Origin of the sequence: Streptomyces sp. CA2R106 (genome assembly GCF_037034245.1) — a bacterium.
Classification (GTDB): domain Bacteria; phylum Actinomycetota; class Actinomycetes; order Streptomycetales; family Streptomycetaceae; genus Actinacidiphila.
In genome coordinates, this window is record NZ_JBAGKC010000005.1 from 38,813 (window position 1) to 55,473 (window position 16,661).

General features: G+C 74.3%; 14 protein-coding genes and 1 pseudogene. 2 read left to right on the top strand and 13 right to left on the bottom strand.

Annotation, left to right across the window (positions count from 1 at the left end; all coding sequences use genetic code 11):
* Positions 1 to 15: 15 nt before the first annotated feature.
* The 9 genes from WA788_RS09595 to mnmA all read right to left on the bottom strand — a co-directional run bounded on the left by WA788_RS09595 (position 16) and on the right by mnmA (position 10,514).
* Entirely contained in the window at positions 16 to 297 is a 282-nt protein-coding gene (locus WA788_RS09595) for a hypothetical protein (protein WP_335974265.1), read from the bottom strand.
* On the bottom strand, positions 294 to 1,787 hold the full coding sequence (gene gatA / locus WA788_RS09600; RefSeq protein ID WP_335974268.1) for an Asp-tRNA(Asn)/Glu-tRNA(Gln) amidotransferase subunit GatA: 1,494 nt from the start codon (positions 1,785 to 1,787) through the stop codon (positions 294 to 296). Before gatA ends, WA788_RS09595 begins: the two co-directional genes overlap by 4 nt.
* 4 nt (positions 1,788 to 1,791) lie before the next feature.
* Positions 1,792 to 2,088 (bottom strand): Asp-tRNA(Asn)/Glu-tRNA(Gln) amidotransferase subunit GatC, encoded by a 297-nt coding sequence (gene gatC / locus WA788_RS09605; RefSeq protein ID WP_335974273.1) that lies wholly within the window; start codon positions 2,086 to 2,088, stop codon positions 1,792 to 1,794.
* A gap of 273 nt (positions 2,089 to 2,361) precedes the next feature.
* Positions 2,362 to 4,491, bottom strand: a complete 2,130-nt coding sequence (locus tag WA788_RS09610; RefSeq protein WP_335974276.1) for a putative bifunctional diguanylate cyclase/phosphodiesterase — start codon at positions 4,489 to 4,491, stop codon at positions 2,362 to 2,364.
* Positions 4,492 to 4,726: 235 nt separating this feature from the next.
* Complete coding sequence (ligA, locus tag WA788_RS09615) at positions 4,727 to 6,982, bottom strand: NAD-dependent DNA ligase LigA (protein ID WP_335974281.1); 2,256 nt, start codon at positions 6,980 to 6,982, stop codon at positions 4,727 to 4,729.
* A gap of 48 nt (positions 6,983 to 7,030) precedes the next feature.
* Positions 7,031 to 8,056 (bottom strand): methionine synthase, encoded by a 1,026-nt coding sequence (locus WA788_RS09620; RefSeq protein ID WP_335974284.1) that lies wholly within the window; start codon positions 8,054 to 8,056, stop codon positions 7,031 to 7,033.
* Positions 8,057 to 8,098: 42 nt separating this feature from the next.
* Positions 8,099 to 8,788 (bottom strand): SDR family oxidoreductase, encoded by a 690-nt coding sequence (locus tag WA788_RS09625; protein ID WP_335974288.1) that lies wholly within the window; start codon positions 8,786 to 8,788, stop codon positions 8,099 to 8,101.
* Positions 8,785 to 9,315 (bottom strand): TIGR00730 family Rossman fold protein, encoded by a 531-nt coding sequence (locus WA788_RS09630; RefSeq protein ID WP_335975212.1) that lies wholly within the window; start codon positions 9,313 to 9,315, stop codon positions 8,785 to 8,787. The genes WA788_RS09625 and WA788_RS09630 overlap by 4 nt, the downstream gene beginning before the upstream one ends.
* Positions 9,316 to 9,395: 80 nt before the next feature.
* Positions 9,396 to 10,514 (bottom strand): tRNA 2-thiouridine(34) synthase MnmA, encoded by a 1,119-nt coding sequence (gene mnmA / locus WA788_RS09635; RefSeq protein WP_443034004.1) that lies wholly within the window; start codon positions 10,512 to 10,514, stop codon positions 9,396 to 9,398.
* Between the two features lie 203 nt (positions 10,515 to 10,717).
* On the opposite strand from mnmA, the gene WA788_RS09640 reads away from it, so the two are divergent.
* The gene (locus WA788_RS09640; RefSeq protein WP_335974292.1) at positions 10,718 to 11,578 is read left to right on the top strand and encodes a thioesterase family protein; all 861 of its coding nucleotides are present in this window, start codon (positions 10,718 to 10,720) and stop codon (positions 11,576 to 11,578) included.
* 428 nt (positions 11,579 to 12,006) lie between these two features.
* Positions 12,007 to 13,179 carry a cysteine desulfurase family protein gene (locus WA788_RS09645; protein WP_335974295.1) on the top strand — a complete coding sequence of 391 codons (1,173 nt, stop codon included), beginning with the start codon at positions 12,007 to 12,009 and terminating at the stop codon, positions 13,177 to 13,179.
* 54 nt (positions 13,180 to 13,233) lie between these two features.
* On the opposite strand, the gene WA788_RS09650 is transcribed toward WA788_RS09645, so the two are convergent.
* The 4 genes and pseudogenes from WA788_RS09650 to WA788_RS09665 form a co-directional block, all read right to left on the bottom strand.
* The gene (locus WA788_RS09650) at positions 13,234 to 14,154 is read right to left on the bottom strand and encodes an amino acid ABC transporter permease (RefSeq protein WP_335974298.1); all 921 of its coding nucleotides are present in this window, start codon (positions 14,152 to 14,154) and stop codon (positions 13,234 to 13,236) included.
* Complete coding sequence (locus WA788_RS09655) at positions 14,151 to 14,771, bottom strand: amino acid ABC transporter permease (RefSeq protein ID WP_335974301.1); 621 nt, start codon at positions 14,769 to 14,771, stop codon at positions 14,151 to 14,153. The genes WA788_RS09650 and WA788_RS09655 overlap by 4 nt, the downstream gene beginning before the upstream one ends.
* 9 nt (positions 14,772 to 14,780) lie before the next feature.
* Positions 14,781 to 15,698 (bottom strand): glutamate ABC transporter substrate-binding protein, encoded by a 918-nt coding sequence (locus WA788_RS09660; RefSeq protein ID WP_335974303.1) that lies wholly within the window; start codon positions 15,696 to 15,698, stop codon positions 14,781 to 14,783.
* A 168-nt stretch (positions 15,699 to 15,866) separates the two neighbouring features.
* A pseudogene (locus WA788_RS09665) lies at positions 15,867 to 16,659 on the bottom strand (amino acid ABC transporter ATP-binding protein).
* Positions 16,660 to 16,661 lie beyond the last annotated feature (2 nt).

Consider the following 16,661-nt stretch of genomic DNA (forward strand, 5'->3'; position numbering starts at 1 on the left):
CAGTCCGTCGGTCGCTCAGCCCGCGAGGACGTCGTCGTCGCCGAGCCGGCGCAGCTCGCGGACGAGCAGCACGATGCCGGTGGTCACCGCGGCGGCGCGCAGCACCGCGTCGAGCAGCTGGAGGTTGTCCTCCTCGGCGCGCGCGGCGCGGACCTTCTTCACCGCGGAGAAGGCGCTGAACAGCGAGGTGCCGATGGACAGGTAGGTGCCCTTCTTGCTCTTGCCGCTCTTGTCCTGGTCCGCCGGACCGGTGGCCTTGCCGGTGCTCTTCGCCGCGGACTTCGTCTGGGTGCTCACAGCTGCGGTGCCTCCTCAAGTAGCGGGTGGCCCCACTTCGACACGAAGGCGGCCTCTACGGCGGCGCCGACCCGGTAGAGCCGGTCGTCCTTGAGCGCGGGCGCGATGATCTGAAGGCCCACCGGGAGACCATCCTCCGGCGCGAGACCGCACGGCAGCGACATCGCCGCGTTGCCGGCCAGGTTGACCGGGATGGTGCACAGGTCGGCGAGGTACATCGCCAGCGGGTCGTCGGCGCGCTCGCCGATCGGGAACGCCGTGGTGGGCGTGGTGGGCGAGACGATGACGTCCACCTGCTCGAAGGCGCGCTCGAAGTCGCGGGTGATCAGGGTGCGGACCTTCTGCGCCGAGCCGTAGTAGGCGTCGTAGTAGCCGGAGCTGAGCGCATAGGTGCCGAGGATGACGCGGCGCTTGACCTCGGGGCCGAAGCCGGCCTCGCGGGTGAGCGCGGTGACCTCCTCCGCGGACCGGGTGCCGTCGTCGCCGACCCGCAGCCCGTAGCGCATCGCGTCGAAGCGGGCCAGGTTGCTGGAGCACTCCGACGGCGCGATCAGGTAGTACGCCGCCAGCGCGTAGGTGAACGACGGGCAGGACAGCTCGACGATCTCCGCGCCCAGCTCGCGCAGCAACTCGACGGACTCCTCGAACCGCTGGACCACGCCGGCCTGGTAGCCCTCGCCGCCGAACTCCTGGATGACGCCGATCCGCAGGCCCTTGACGTCGCCGTTGCGGGCGGCCTCGACCACCGGCGGCACGGGCACGTCCACGGAGGTGGAGTCGAGCGGGTCGTGGCCGGCGATCACCTCGTGCAGCAGCGCCGCGTCCAGCACGGTGCGCGCGCACGGGCCGCCCTGGTCGAGCGAGGAGGAGAACGCGACCATGCCGTAGCGGGAGACCCCGCCGTAGGTCGGCTTGACGCCGACGGTGGCGGTGACCGCGGCCGGCTGCCGGATCGAGCCGCCGGTGTCGGTGCCGATCGCCAGCGGCGCCTGGTACGAGGCGAGCGCCGCGGCCGAGCCGCCGCCCGAGCCGCCCGGGATGCGGGTGAGGTCCCACGGGTTGCCGGTCGGGCCGTACGCGCTGTTCTCGGTGGAGGAGCCCATCGCGAACTCGTCCATGTTGGTCTTGCCGAGGATCACCACGTCGGCGTCCTTCAGCTTCCGGGTGACCGTCGCGTCGTAGGGCGGCAGCCAGCCCTCGAGGATCTTCGAGCCGACGGTGGTCGGCACGCCCTCGGTGGTGAAGATGTCCTTCAGCGCGAGCGGCACCCCGGCGAGCGGGCCCAGCGCCTCCCCCGCGGCGCGCTTGGCGTCCACCGCGCGGGCCTGGGCGAGCGCGCCCTCCCGGTCCACGTGCAGGTAGGCGTGGACCTTCTCGTCCACGGCCTCGATCCGGGCCAGGTGCGCCTCGGTCACCTCGACCGCGGTCAGCTCGCCGGACGCGATCTTCTGCGCCGTCTCGGCGGCGGTGAGCCTGATGATGTCCGTCACGACGTCAGTCCTCCCCCAGGATCTGCGGGACCTTGAAGCGCTGCTGCTCCTGCGCGGGCGCGCCCGACAGCGCCTGCTGCGCGGTCAGCGACGGCCGGACGGTGTCCGGACGCATCACGTTGGTCAGGGGCAGCGGGTGGGAGGTCGGCGGCACGTCCTCGCCGGCCACCTCCGAGACGCGGGCTACGGCGCCGATGATGTCGTCGAGCTGTCCGGCGAAGTGGTCCAACTCTTCGCGTGACAGCTCCATCCGCGCGAGCCGCCCGAGGTGGGCGACCTCCTCGGGCGTGATGCCAGGCATGCAGCGGTCCTCTGCGGGGTGAGATGTCGATGGACCCCCAATCCTACGGTGCCCCTGCGGCCGACCCGAACCGATATCCCCCGGGTGCGGGTGCCCTGCGCGGGCAGCGGCAAGCAACAAGGGGGCGCGGGGAACTGCGCGCTCGGCCGGTACGGCGCCGCGCCGGGCCCGCAGGCCCAGCCCCCGCGGCGAGTCGCCGGACCCCCGGCCGGTGGAGGGCTGGTCGCGCAGTTCCCCGCGCCCCCTTGTTGCCCTCTTCCGCGAGGGCGCCCGCTACGCCTGCTTGGCGGGGAGGGCGGCGGCCGGGCGCTGCCAGCCGCGCTCGCCGCGGGCCCGCAGCCACTGCGTGGCCTCCTGCTCGGGCATGGCGGCGGCCACCAGCCACCCCTGCACGGCGTCGCACCGCAGGTCCCGCAGGCGTTCCCAGGTCTCGTCGTCCTCGACGCCCTCGGCGACGACCATGAGCCCGAGCGAGTGCGCGAGGTCGATGGTGCAGCGCACGATCTCCGCGTCCTCGGCGTCGGCGATGAGCCGGGCCACGAAGGAGCGGTCGATCTTCAGTTCGCTGACCGGCAGCCGCCGCAGGTGGACCAGGGAGGAGTAGCCGGTGCCGAAGTCGTCGAGGGACATCTTCACGCCGTGCCCGGTGAGCCCGTTGAGCGTGTCGGCGGCGCGCTGCGGGTCCTCCAGCAGGACGTGCTCGGTGATCTCCAGCTGGAGGGAGCCGGGCGGCACCTGGTGGCGGGACAGCCGCGCGGCGACGGCCCCGGCGAACCCCGGGCTGTGGACGTCGCGGGGCGAGACGTTGACGGCGACGGGGACGTCGAGCCCCATGGCCCGCCAGCGGGCGATCTGGGCGAGCGCGGTGTCCAGGACGTACTCGGTGAGCTGCGGCATCAGCCCGGAGGTCTCCGCCATCGCGATGAACTCCTCCGGGTTGACCCGGCCCCGCTCGCGGTGCTCCCAGCGCACGAGCGCCTCGAGCCCGGCCACCTGGCCGTCGAACCGCACCTTCGGCTGGTAGTGGAGTTCGACATCCCCGGCGTCCAGTGCCCGCCGCAGGTCGCCGAGCAGGCCGAGGCGGTCGGGGGTGTTGGCGTCGCGCGTGGCCTCGTAGACCTCCGCGCCGCTGCGGTCCCGCTTGGCCTGGTACATCGCCACGTCGGCGCGGCGCAGCAGGCCCTCCGCGTCGGAGGCGTGCTCGGGGAAGATGCTCACCCCGGCGCTGGCCTCCAGCACCAGCGTCAGCCCGTCGAGGTTGAGCGGTGAGCCGAGCGCGGCGACCAGGGTGCGGGCGATCCGCTGGGCGCGGGTGGCGGAGTCGCAGGCCGGCAGCAGCACCGCGAACTCGTCGCCGCCCAGCCGGGCCGCCTCCGCGCCGCGCGGCAGGGCCAGCCGCAGCCGGTCGGCGACCTGGAGCAGCAGCCGGTCGCCGGCGAGGTGCCCGAGGGTGTCGTTGACCGAGCGGAACTTGTCCAGGTCGATCAGGATCAGCCCGACCCGGCCCCAACTCGCGGGCGTGCTCTCGCCGGGGCCGCCGCCCGCGCCGCGCGCGGTGTCGATCGCGGACCAGGTGCGCTCCAGCAGCCACTGCCGGTTGGGCAGCCCGGTGAGCGGGTCGCGCAGCTGCTCCTCGGCCCGGGCGTGCACGATCCACAGCGTGGAGTCCAGGGCGATCAGCGGCACCGCGAACAGCGGCAGCAGCGCCGGCTGGTCGCAGGCGACGACGAGGATCAGCGGGGAGATGCCGAGCAGGGCGGCGCCGACCAGCCCCTGCCGGACCAGGGCGGTCCTGGCCACCGTGGGCAGGCCGCCGCGCGGCGCGAACGCGGCCCACAGCAGGACCCTGGTCGCGGTGAGGTAGGCCAGGGCGGTGACGATGACGGCGGGCAGCGCCGACCAGTCCCAGCCGGAGGTGCTCCAGGGCCGGGCCACGGAGGGGTGGATGCCGAACAGGTCGAGGCTGAGCGCGCCCGCGCCGATGCCGAGGATGTCGATCGCGCCGTGCAGTCCGGCCTGCCACCAGCGGTGCCGGCGGGCGGCGCCGACCAGCACCACCACCGCGAGGCTGACCAGCACCGCGGGCACCCAGCCGAAGAGCAGCAGCACCGCAAGCACGAGGGCGGCACCGGAACCGGTGCCGCCCCACCAGCGGTCGCGCCCCATCGCGACCAGATGGCCGACGATGATCCCCGTCAGGACCGCCAGCGCCCAGCCGATCCGGCCGCCGGGGAAGAGTGCGTCGCCTTCGTCCAGCAGCCGCCCGACCCCGGCGGCGAGCACGGCGGCCGCCCCGACGAGCACGGCCCAGCGCACGATCGGGGCCGGGCTCGTGGGGAGGACCGGTGCGGCCGCGCTGCTCCGGGGCAGCCGTGCCGCTCCGGCGCTCTCCGTGGGTTCCATACCCGTGTCCCTCTCACAGCCCGTGAAGCAAGCAGGTGCGCGGGTGCCGGGACGGACGCGGGGCGGCCGGATGGGCCGCCGCGATCCCGCTGCCCGACGGGGCGCTCCTCAACAGTAGGCCGCGGCGTGCCGTCGCGGGCACCGATCGGCGGTCAATGCTTCCGCGCGCCCCGGAACGCACGCGCTCGAACTCACCTGTCCGACAGGGGCCGATCGGGTGACATGTGGCTCCAGGTCAGTCTGATGCGGCGTCGGATTCCGCTTCGGACTGCGGCTCGGGCTCCGGCTCCGGCTCCGGCGGGTTGACCGCCACCGCGCGGGCGGCGTCGGCGCCCTGCTCCAGGAGCACCCCGAATCCGTCCTCGTCCAGGATCGGGACCTTCAGCTGGACCGCCTTGTCGTACTTCGACCCGGGGTTGTCGCCGACCACCACGAAGTGCGTCTTCTTGGAGACCGAGCCGGTGACCTTGGCGCCGCGGCCGGCCAGCGCCTCCTTCGCGCCGTCGCGGGTGTGGCCGGTGAGGGTGCCGGTCACCACCACCGTCAGCCCCTCCAGCGGACGCGGGCCCTCGTCGGAGCCCTCCTCGGTGAAGGTCACCCCGGCGGCGCGCCACTTCTCGATGATCTCCAGGTGCCAGTCCACGGAGAACCACTGCTTGAGCGAGGCGGCGATGGTCGGCCCGACCCCGTCGACCGCGGCGAGCTCGGCCTCCTCGGCGTCCTTGATCCGGTCCAGGTCGCGGAACTCGCGGGCGAGCGCCTCGGCGGCCACCGGCCCGACGTGCCGGATGGACAGCCCGGTGAGCACCCGGGCGAGCGGGCGCTCCTTGGCCGCGGCGATGTTCTCCAGCATGGACAGCGCGTTCTTCTTCGGCTCGCCCTTCTGGTTGGCGAAGAAGGTGACCACCTTCTCCTCGCCGGTCTCCGGGTCGCGCTTGGGCAGGCCGGTGTCCTGGTCCAGGACGTAGGAGCGGATCGGCAGCAGCCGCTCGATGGCGAGGTCGAACAGGTCGCCCTCGTCGGCCAGCGGCGGCTGGTCGGGGGCAAGCGGCTGGGTGAGCGCGGTCGCCGCGACGTATCCGAGCGCTTCGATGTCCAGGCAGCGGCGGCCGGCGAGGTAGAAGATCCGCTCGCGCAACTGGGCGGGGCAGCGCCGCGCGTTGGGGCAGCGCAGGTCGATGTCGCCCTCCTTCATCGGCTGGAGGGCAGTGCCGCACTCGGGGCACTCGGCGGGCATCACGAACTCCCGCTCGCTGCCGTCCCGCAGGTCGGCGACCGGGCCGAGGATCTCCGGGATCACGTCGCCCGCCTTGCGCAGCACCACGGTGTCGCCGATCAGGACGCCCTTCTTCTTCACCACCTCCTGGTTGTGCAGGGTGGCGAACTCGACCTCGGAGCCGGCCACCGTCACCGGCTCGACCACCGCGTACGGCGTGACCCGGCCGGTGCGGCCGACGCCGACCCGGATGTCCACGAGCTTGGTGTTGACCTCCTCCGGGGCGTACTTCCAGGCGATCGCCCAGCGCGGGGCGCGGGAGGTGGAGCCGAGCCGGCCCTGGAGCGGGATCTCGTCGACCTTGACGACGACGCCGTCGATCTCGTGCTCGACGTCGTGGCGGTGCTCGCCGTAGTACGCGATGAACTCGCGAACGGCGGCGAGCGAGCCGACCACCTTGTTGTGGCGGGCGGTGGGCAGGCCCCACTCGTGCAGCAGTTCGTACGCCTGCGACTGGCAGTCGATGGCGAAGCCCTCGCGGGCGCCGATGCCGTGCACCACCATGCGCAGCGGGCGGGTGGCGGTGATCCGGGGGTCCTTCTGGCGCAGCGAGCCGGCCGCGGCGTTGCGCGGGTTGGCGAACGGCTTGTCGCCGCCCTCGACCAGCCGCGCGTTCAGCTCCTCGAACTTCTCGCCGGGGAAGTAGACCTCGCCGCGGATCTCGACCAGTTCGGGCACCCGCTCGCCGGCCAGCCGGTCGGGGATGTCGGAGATGGTGCGCACGTTCGGCGTGATGTCCTCGCCGGTGCGGCCGTCGCCGCGGGTGGCGGCGCGGGTCAGCCGGCCGTGCTCGTACGTGAGGTTGACCGCGAGGCCGTCGACCTTCAGCTCGCACAGGAAGTGGTACGGACTGCGGGTGTTGTCCGGCGGGCCGAGTTCGGCGGCGACGCGGTCGGCCCAGGTGGCCAGCTCCTCGTCGGTGAAGGCGTTATCCAGCGAGAGCAGGCGCTCGCGGTGCTGGACGGAGGTGAACTCCGTTTCGTACGCGCCGGCGACCTTCTGGGTGGGCGAGTCGGGGGTGCGCAGGGCCGGGTGCTGCTCCTCGATCGCCTCCAGGCGGCGCAGCAGCCGGTCGAACTCGGCGTCGCTGACCACCGGTGCGTCGTTCACGTAGTAGCGGAAGCGGTGCTCCTCGACCTGCTCGGCCAGGCGCGCGTGCTCCTCACGGGCCTCGGCGGGGATGTCCGCCCGGCCGGCCTCCTGCTCGGCTGCCACGTCCGTGTCCCTCCTACCAATCGGGCCGCAAGCGGCCGCACTCCGGCGTCACTCTGGGTTGTCGACGAGCGAGCGTGCCGCCTTCGCGCAGTGCACGAGCGCGGCACGGGCATAGGCCGGTGAGGCCCCCGCCAGACCGCAGGACGGGGTGAGGGCCACGGCGGCGCCCAACGCCCCCGGTGCCAGTCCCAACCTGCGCCACAGCGCCCGAACACCACTGACGCTACCGGCTGGGTCTGACAACGGGGCGTCCGTGCCGGGCACGACACCGGCGAAGAGCGCGAGGCCGGCCTCCGCGGCCTCCCCGAAGGCGTCCCAGTCACGTTCGGTGAGCAGATCGAAGTCGAAGGAGATGCCGTCGACCCCGGCGCGGCGCAGCAGCGCGAACGGCACGTCGGGGGCGCAGGAGTGGACGCTGACGGCGGCGCCCGCGGCCCGTGCGGCGCCGGCCAGGTCGCGCAGCGCGCCCTCGACGACGGCGCGGTCCACCGCGCGGTGGGTACGGTAGCCGCTGGCGGTCCTGACCTGGCCGCGCAGCACCGCGGTGAGGCCGGGTTCGTCGAGTTGCAGCAGCAGGCGGGCGCCGGGCACCCGGCGGCGGACGTCGGCGAGGTGCGCGGTGAGGCCCTCCGCGAGGGAGGCGGTCAGGTCGCGGACGGCGCCGGGGTCGCGCAGCGCGGCCTCCCCGCCGTGCAGTTCGACGGCGGAGGCGAGCGTCCAGGGGCCCACCGCCTGGATCTTGAGCGGGCCCTGGTGGCCTTGCGTGAACTCCTCCAGCGCGTCCAGGTCCTCCCCCAGCCACGCCCGGGCCCGCTTGGTGTCGCGCCCGGGCCGGTCGCCGAAGCGCCAGCCGCTGGGCTCCACCCGCGCGTACAGGTCGACCAGCAGTCCCAGGGTGCGGCCGATCATGTCCGCGCCCGGGCCGCGGGCCGGCAGCTCGGGCAGGTAGGGCAGCGCGCCGACGGCCTCCGTGGCCACCCGGGCGGCTTCTCGCGCGTCTCCCCCGGGCATCGACCCGACGCCCGTCGCGGCGCCCTCGGGCAGGGTGAAACGTTCACTGGTCTCGGTGCTCACGGTGGCAGCGTAGAGGTTCGGCCGCGGCGCCCCGCGCCGGGACTACCGCGCGGGGCGGACCGTGAGGTCGGGGATCGTGGCGTCCCGCGGCAGGTCGAGGGCGGTCAGCAGGGCGGTCGCGACGGACCCGGGGTCGATGAAGCGCGCCGGGTCGTAGGGCTCGCCCTCCTGCTGGTGGACCTTCTGCTGCATGGGGGTGGCGGTCCGCCCGGGGTACACGGTGGTGACGCGCACACCGGCGGCGTGCTCCTCGGCGCGCAGCGAGTCCGCCAGGGCCTTCAGGCCGTGCTTGCTCGCGGCGTACGCGCTCCACTCGGCGTGCGCCTGGAGGCCCGCGCCGGAGTTGACGAAGACCACGGTGCCGTGGGACAGCCGCAGTTGGGGCAGGAGCAGCCGGGTCAGTTCGGCGGGGCCGGTGAGGTTGACCGCGAGGGTGTGCTCCCACAGCTTCGGGGTGATCTCGCCGACCGGCCCGAGGTCCACGGTGCCGGCGATGTGCAGCAGCGAGTCCAGCCGGTCCGGCAGCGCCTGCTTCTCCAGCGCCCAGGACAGCCGGCCCGGTACGGCGAGGTCGCCGACGACGGTGTGCGCGCCGCCGAACTCCTCGGCGAGCTGCCGGGCCCGGCCGGCGTCGCGGGCCAGCAGCCACAGTTCGTCGCCGCGGTCCAGCAGCCGGCGGGCGACGACGGCCCCGATGCCCGAGCCGGCGCCGGTGACGAGATGGACGCTCACGCGTGCTCCTGGAGGTAGGCCAGCGCGTCGGCGCCGTGGTCGGAGATGTGCACCAGCTCGGCGAGCGGCAGGGGCAGGAAGCCCTCGGACTCCATCCTGCGCAGCTGGGCGGCCAGTCCGTCGTAGAAACCGCCGCTGTTGAGCAGGACCACCGGTTTGGCGTGCAGGCCGTGCTTCTTCAGCTCCAGGATCTCGGTCGCCTCGTCGAGGGTGCCGGTGCCGCCGACCATGATGACGATCGCGTCGCTGCGGCGCAGCAGTTCGGCCTTGCGGGCGGCGAGGTCCGGCGCGATCACCATCTCGTCGGCGTCGGCGCGCGCCTTGGCGCGCAGGAACTCCACGGAGACGCCGACCAGCCGGCCGCCGGCCTGCCGTACGCCGTCGGCGACGACCTTCATCAGCCCGGACTCCGAGCCGCCCCACACCAGGGTGTGGCCGCCGGCGCCGAGCAGGCGGGCGAAGTCGCGGGCGGGCGCGGTGTACTGCTCGGGGAGGTCCGCGGCGGACAGGAAGACGCAGATGTTCAGCGGGCGGACCGGGCGGGTGCCGGCGACGGGCGCGAGGGCGGCTCCCACCGCGGGTTCGGCCGCGGGTTCGGTGGTGCCGGTCATGCGGGGTGTCCTGCCGCGGCCGGGGCGGGGCGGCCCTGGTCGCGGGCGCGCTCGCGGTCGGTGGTGGCGATGGTCGCGGAGCCGACGACGCGGGTGCCGTCGTACAGCACGACCGCCTGGCCGGGGGCGATGCCGCGCATCGGGTGGTCGAAGGAGACGTGCAGGGTGCCGTCGAGGAGTTCGGCGGTGGCGGGCACCTCCTCGCCGTGGGCGCGCAGTTGGGCGGTGTACGCGGCCGGGCCGGCCGGCGGGGTGCCGCACCAGCGCGGGCGGATGGCGGTGAGCGCGGTGACGTCGAGGGCCTCGGCGGGGCCGACGGTGACGGTGTTGTCCACCGGCGAGATGTCCAGGACGTAGCGGGGCTTGCCGTCGTCGGCGGGCACGCCCAGCCGCAGGCCCTTGCGCTGGCCGACGGTGAAGCCGTACGCGCCGGTGTGGGTGCCGACGACCGCGCCGCTCTCGTCCAGGATCTCGCCCTCGCGGGTGCCCAGGTGTTTCGCCAGGAAGCCCTGGGTGTCGCCGTCGGCGATGAAGCAGATGTCGTGGCTGTCGGGCTTGCGGGCCACCATCAGGCCCCGGCGCTCGGCCTCGGCGCGGATCTCGTCCTTGGTGGCCGCGGTGTCGCCGAGCGGGAACATGGCGTGGGCGAGCTGCTGCTGGTCCAGGACGCCCAGGACGTAGCTCTGGTCCTTGGCGGCGTCGCCGGAGCGGTGCAGTTCGCGGCTGCCGTCGGGGGCGGTGCGCACGGCGGCGTAGTGGCCGGTGCAGACCGCGTCGAAGCCGAGGGCGAGGGCCTTGTCCAGCAGCGCGGCGAACTTGATCTTCTCGTTGCAGCGCAGGCAGGGGTTGGGGGTGCGGCCGGCGGCGTACTCGGCGACGAAGTCGTCCACCACGTCCTCGCGGAAGCGGTCGGCGAGGTCCCACACGTAGAACGGGATGCCGATGACGTCGGCGGCGCGCCGGGCGTCCCGGGAGTCCTCCAGGGTGCAGCAGCCGCGGGCGCCGGTGCGGAAGCTCTGCGGGTTGGCGGACAGGGCCAGGTGCACCCCGGTCACGTCGTGGCCCGCCTCCGCGGCCCGGGCGGCCGCGACCGCGGAGTCGACGCCGCCGCTCATGGCGGCCAGCACGCGGAGCCGCTGCCGCGGCGGCTCGGTCGGGATATCACTCACCGGACCAGGGTAACGGGCGGCCCGGGCCGAGCCGCGCGGGCTTTTCCGCCCCCTCGGCGCGGGCGTCGGCCGCCGGCCACCGCGCGCTCGCCCGGTCTTTGCCCGGGAAGCCTGGACAGGTCGGCCTTACCGATGGGTAACATGCGGTCATGGCACACAGGACGGCCGGCGCGGCCATCGACGACAGCGAGTTCGACCGGGACACCGCGGTCACGCCCAGGGCGGGCGAGCCCGGGACGTACGACGCCGAGCTGTCCGAAGGGTGGACGATCGTCGCGGCGATCAACGGGGGCTACCTGCTGGCGCTGGCCGCGCGGGCGCTGCGCGCGCAATTGCCGCACCCGGACCCGCTGACCATCACCGCGCACTACCTGACCGCGGCGAAGGCCGGACCCGCGGTGGTCCGCACCCAGACCGTGCGCGCCGGGCGGACCATGTCGACCGGGCAGGCGTCCGTCTTCCAGTACGACGAGGACGGCAACGAGGTCGAGCGGCTGCGGGTGCTGGCCGGCTACGGCGACCTCGACGCGCTCCCCGACGACGTGCGGACCTCCGCGCGGCCGCCCCTCATGCCGGGGTACGACGAGTGCGTCGGCCGCGAGCAGGCGCCCGAGGACGCGCCCTTCACCGGCTCCACCGCGATCATGGACCGGCTGGACCTGCGGCTCGACCCGGCCACGGCCGGGTGGGCGGTCGGGGCGCCCTCCGGGGCCGGGGAGGTCCGCGGCTGGCTCGGGCTCGCGGACGGACGCGACCACGATCCGCTGTCGCTGCTGCTCGCCGTCGACGCGCTGCCGCCGGCGGCGTTCGACCTCGGGCTCAAGGGGTGGACGCCCACGCTCGAACTCACCGTGCACCTGCGGTGCCGGCCCGCACCCGGGCCCGTGCGGGTCTCTGTCACCACGCGGAACCTCGCCGGTGGGCTGCTCGAGGAGGACTGCGAGGTCTGGGACGGCAACGACCGGCTCGTGGCCCAGTCCCGCCAGTTGGCTCGCGCCCCGCGCGGCTGACGCCCCCGGGTGCCCCTGTCCGGCCCCCTCAGCGACCACCTGCCGGTGGGGGGGTGCCCCCCGGGCTGCCCCAGCCGCGGGTTTACGGGACCTTGCGGTCCGCGGTGGCTGGTCGCGCAGTTCCCCGCGCCCCTGGGCAGCTGCGGCTCGGGCCGGGGTTGCCCCGGGAGGACCCGGGCGAATCCAGGGGCGCGGGGAACTGCGCGCGCAACACGCCACCGGCCGGAGGCCGGACAGCACAGCGCAACCACGACGGCGCGCAGCCGAAGGGGCGCGGGGAACTGCGCGACCGGCCACCCACCCACCGCAAGGTCCCGCGATCCACAGGGGCGGGCAGCCCGGAGGGAACCCCCCACCGGCAGGTGGTCCCTCGCCCGACAGGACGGGGGCACCCGGGGGGTCGGGGGCACCCTTAGAATCGGGGGATCATGGCCTACCTCGATCACGCCGCCACGACGCCGATGCTCCCGGAGGCGGTCCGGGCGATGACCGCGCACCTGACGGTGACGGGGAACGCGTCGGCACTGCACGGGGCGGGCCGGCGGGCACGCCGTACCGTCGAGGAGTCGCGGGAGGCGCTGGCGGCGGCGCTGGGCGCCCGGCCGAGCGAGGTGGTCTTCACCGCCGGCGGCACCGAATCGGACAACCTGGCCGTGAAGGGCCTGTTCTGGTCGCGCCGTGCGGAGGACCCCCGGCGGGTGCGGGTGCTGGCGAGCCCGGTGGAGCACCACGCGGTGCTGGACGCGGTGTACTGGCTCGCCGACCACGAGGGCGCCGTGGTGGAGTGGCTGGAGGTCGACGGCTACGGCCGGGTGCGGCCGGAGGCGCTGCGGGCGGCGCTGGAGCGGGGCGCGGGCCCGGCGGATGTGGCGCTGATCACCGCGATGTGGGCGAACAACGAGGTCGGCACCGTGCTGCCGATCGCGGAACTGGCGGCGGTGGCACGGGAGTTCGCCGTGCCGATGCACTCCGACGCGGTGCAGGCGTTCGGCCAGGTGGACCTGGACTTCGCCGCGAGCGGCCTGGACGCGATGACGGTGACCGGGCACAAGGTGGGCGGCCCGTACGGGGTCGGCGCGCTGCTGCTGCGCCGCGAGGACACGCCGGTGCCTCTGCTGCACGGCGGCAGCCAGGAGCGCAGCCGGTCCGGCACGCTGGACGTGCCGGCGATCGCCGCGTTCGCCACGGCGGGCACGCTCGCGGCCGAACGGCGCGCGCAGTTCGCCCGCGACGTCGGCGCGCTGCGCGACAGCCTGGTACGCGGGGTGCTCGCGGCGGTGCCGGACGCGGTGCTCAACGGCGACCCCTCGCCCGAGGGCCGGCTCGCCGGGAACGCCCACTTCACGTTCCCCGGCTGCGAGGGCGACGTCCTGCTGCTGCTGCTGGACGCGCAGGGCATCGCCTGCTCCACCGGCTCGGCGTGCACCGCGGGCGTGGCCCAGCCCAGCCATGTGCTGCTGGCGATGGGCCGCTCCGCGGGCGACGCGCGCGGCACCCTGCGCTTCTCCCTGGGGCACACCTCGACCGCCGAGGACGTGGCGGCCCTCACCGCGGCGATCGGCCCCGCGGTGGAACGCGCCCGGGCGGCGGGCCGCACCTGACCCGGCCGCTCCCGGCCCGCGGGGTCCGCGGGGTCCGCGGGGCCGCAGCCGCGCTCAGACCGGGCGCAGCGGCTCGGCCCCCGCGCCCCCGGCGGCCTTCGGCTCCCGGGGACCGGGCAGGCGCGGGGCGACCCCGGATGCCCCGCCTGCCGTACCCGGTGTGCCCGCTGCCGGACGGCGCCTGCCGCGGCGTTCCAGCGCCTCGGCGAGCTGGGACAGGGCCGCGTTGGCCACGATGTACACCACCGTGACCGTCAGGTAGCTCTGCAGGAAGTCGTGCGTGTAGGAGCCCAGCACCTTGCCCTGGTTGAGGAGTTCGGGGTAGCTGACGACGTATCCGAGGGTGGTGTCCTTGAGCAGGCTGACCAGTTGGGAGACCAGCGTGGGCACCACGAGGCGGACCGCCTGCGGCAGCACCACCAGCCGCATCACCTGGCGGCGGCTGAGCCCGAGGGCGTGGGCGGCCTCGGACTGCCCGCGGTCCAGGGCCAGGACGCCGGCCCGGAAGACCTCGGCGAGCAGCGCCGAGGTGCACAGCACCACCGGGATGACCAGCTCCCAGAAGACCGGGAAGGTGTAGCCGGCCCGCGGGATGCCCATCAGGAAGACGTACAGCACCAGCAGCAGCGGCACCGAGCGGAACAGCTCGACGAAGCCGCCCGCGGCCAGCCGGGTCAGCCGGTGCGGCGAGAGCCGGCCGAGGGCGAGGAGCGCCCCGGCCGGCAGCGCGAGGAGCGCGGCCACCCCCGCCGCCTTGAGGGTGCGCACCAGCCCCTGGAGCAGGAAGCGCTGGTAGGGCCACTGCCCGAAGGGCTGCCAGCGGGCGCGGTCGAGCTGGCCGTGCCGCGCCAATTGGTGCAGCCCCAGGGCCAGCAGCCCGGCGAAGAGCAGCACCGACAGCAGGGTGGCCAGCCGGATGCGGCGCCGGGCCCGCGGTCCCGGCGCGTCGAACAGCACCCGGTTCGGCCCGCTCACCGGCGCACCGCCATCCGCTTCTGGAGCCGCCCGGCGAGCAGCGCGACCGCCGCGGTGACCAGCACGTAGCCGGCCGCGGCGAGCAGGAAGGTCGGCACCGGCTCGTCGTACTTCAGGTCCAGCCACTGGGTGCGGCCGATGAGTTCGCTGACGCCGACCGCCGCGCCCAGCGAGGAGGAGAGCACCACGCCGATGAGGATGTTGGCCAGCGGCTGGACCATGGTGCGGAAGGCCTGCGGGAGGATCACCAGGGCCAGGGACTGGCCGAAGGTCATCCCGATCGCGCGGGCCGCCTCGGCCTGCCCGACCGGCACCGCGTTGATCCCGGCCCGCAGCGCCTCGCAGACGTACGCGGCGAAGTACAGCGCCAGGCAGGCCGCTTCGGAGGTGAACAGCGGGTAGGTGACGCCCGCGTCGGGCAGTCCGAAGACGAACAGCACCAGGAACGCCAGCAGCGGCACGTTGCGGAACACCTCGACGTACAGGGTGCCGAGCAGCCGCAGCGGGAGGACCGGGCCGACCCGCAGCACCGTCAGCAGAGTGCCGAGCAGGGACAGCTCCAGGGTGGTGCCGAGTCCGCCGGCGAGGTAGCCGAGGTGGCTGAGGACCCCGTGCACGGCGGGCCGTCAGGAGCCGTCGGCGGAGCCGATGGCGGGCGGCGCGGGTGGCGAACCGCCCACCTTGGCGCCGATGGTGGCCTGCCACAGCTTGGCCCACTGCCCGTCGGCGTAGATCGTCTTCAGCCACGCGTCGACGAACGCCTTCGCCTCCGGGTCGGCCTTCGGCAGGCCGATGCCGTAGGGCTCCTGGGTGAAGGGCTGCCCGACGACCTTCAGGCCCGTGTCGTCGGCCGCGTCGCCCAGCAGGATGCTCTGGTCCAGCACGTAGGCGTCCGCGCGCCCCTGCTTGACCGCGGCGACGCACTCGCCGTCCTCCTGGAAGAGCAGGGTCTTCGCCTTGGGCGCGACCTTCTTCAGGTCCAGCGCGGCGGTGGAGTTGCCCTCGGTGGCGACAGTCTTCCCGTTCAGGTCGGCCGGCCCGGTGATCCCGGTCGTGCCCGCCTTGACCAGGATCGCGTCGCCCGACTCGTAGTACGGCCCGGCGAAGGCGACCTTCTCCGCGCGCTGCGGGGTGACGGTGTAGGTGGCGAACACCGCGTCCACGGTGCCGTTCTGGAGCAGCGTCTCGCGGGTGTCCACGGTGACCAGGGAGAGCTTCGTGGACGGCTTGCCGATGATGTAGCGCGCCAGCATCTGCGACAGCCCGGCGTCGAAGCCCTCCAACTTATTTGTGACGGGGTTGCGCTGGGAGAAGACCGCGGAGGAGTCGGTGCCGCCGACCAGCAGGGTGCCGCGCTTCTTCACCTTCGCCATCCAGGAGCCGGGGGTGATCGCGGCAGCCGGGGCGACCGGCGCGCCCGCGACCACCTGCTCCTGGGTCGGCCCGGCCGTCCCGCCCCGGCCGCCCTTGACCGGGTGGACGCTGCTGCCGCCGCACGCGGCGAGCACTCCGGTCAGCGCCAGTGCCGCGCCCGCGGCGAGCACCGCCCGGCGCCACCGCGGTAAACCGCCTGGTCCTTGCTCCGTCCGACGGCCGCGCTGCTGAGGAACCATGAGGGACTCCTTCGGTACGAGTACGGATACGGGTACGGGTACGGGTACGGGTACGGGTGGTCCGGACGGCAGCGGGCGCGGGGCGCCGGATGCCGGGCGTCAGTGCCGCAGGATCGTGGAGAGGAAGTCGCGGGCGCGCTCGGTGCGCGGCTTCGTGAAGAACGCCTCGGGCTCGCCGGTCTCGACGATCTGCCCGGCGTCCATGAACACCACCCGGTCCGCGGCGCGGCGGGCGAAGCCCATCTCGTGGGTGACGGCGACCATCGTCATGCCGTCGCGGGCCAGGCCGACCATCACGTCCAGCACCTCCCGGATCATCTCCGGGTCGAGCGCGGAGGTCGGCTCGTCGAAGAGCATCAGCTTGGGGTGCATCGCCAGGGCGCGGGCGATCGCGACGCGCTGCTGCTGGCCGCCGGACAGCTCCGCGGGGGTGCCGGGACTCCTTGTCCGCCACGCCGACCCGCTCCAGCAGCGCCCGCGCCTCCTCGACGGCCTCGGCCCGGGGCACCTTGCGCACCCGGGTCGGGCCGAGCACCACGTTCTCCAGCACGGTCTTGTGCGCGAACAGGTTGAAGGACTGGAAGACCATCCCGACGTCGGCCCGCAGCGCCGCCAACGCGGCGCCCTCCTGCGGCAGTTCGCGGCCGTCGAAGACGATCCGGCCGGAGTCGGCGGTCTCCAGCCGGTTGACGCAGCGGCACAGCGTGGACTTGCCGGAGCCGGACGCGCCGAGCACGACGACGACCTCGCCCTCGTGCACGTCGAGGTCGACGTCGCGCAGGGCGACGAAGTCACCGAACCGCTTGTTGACCGCCTCGATGCTCAGCAGCACCCGCCGGCCGCTGCCGCCGGCCGCGGTGCCGCCCGCCGTCCCGTTCGCGTCGTCCGCCATGC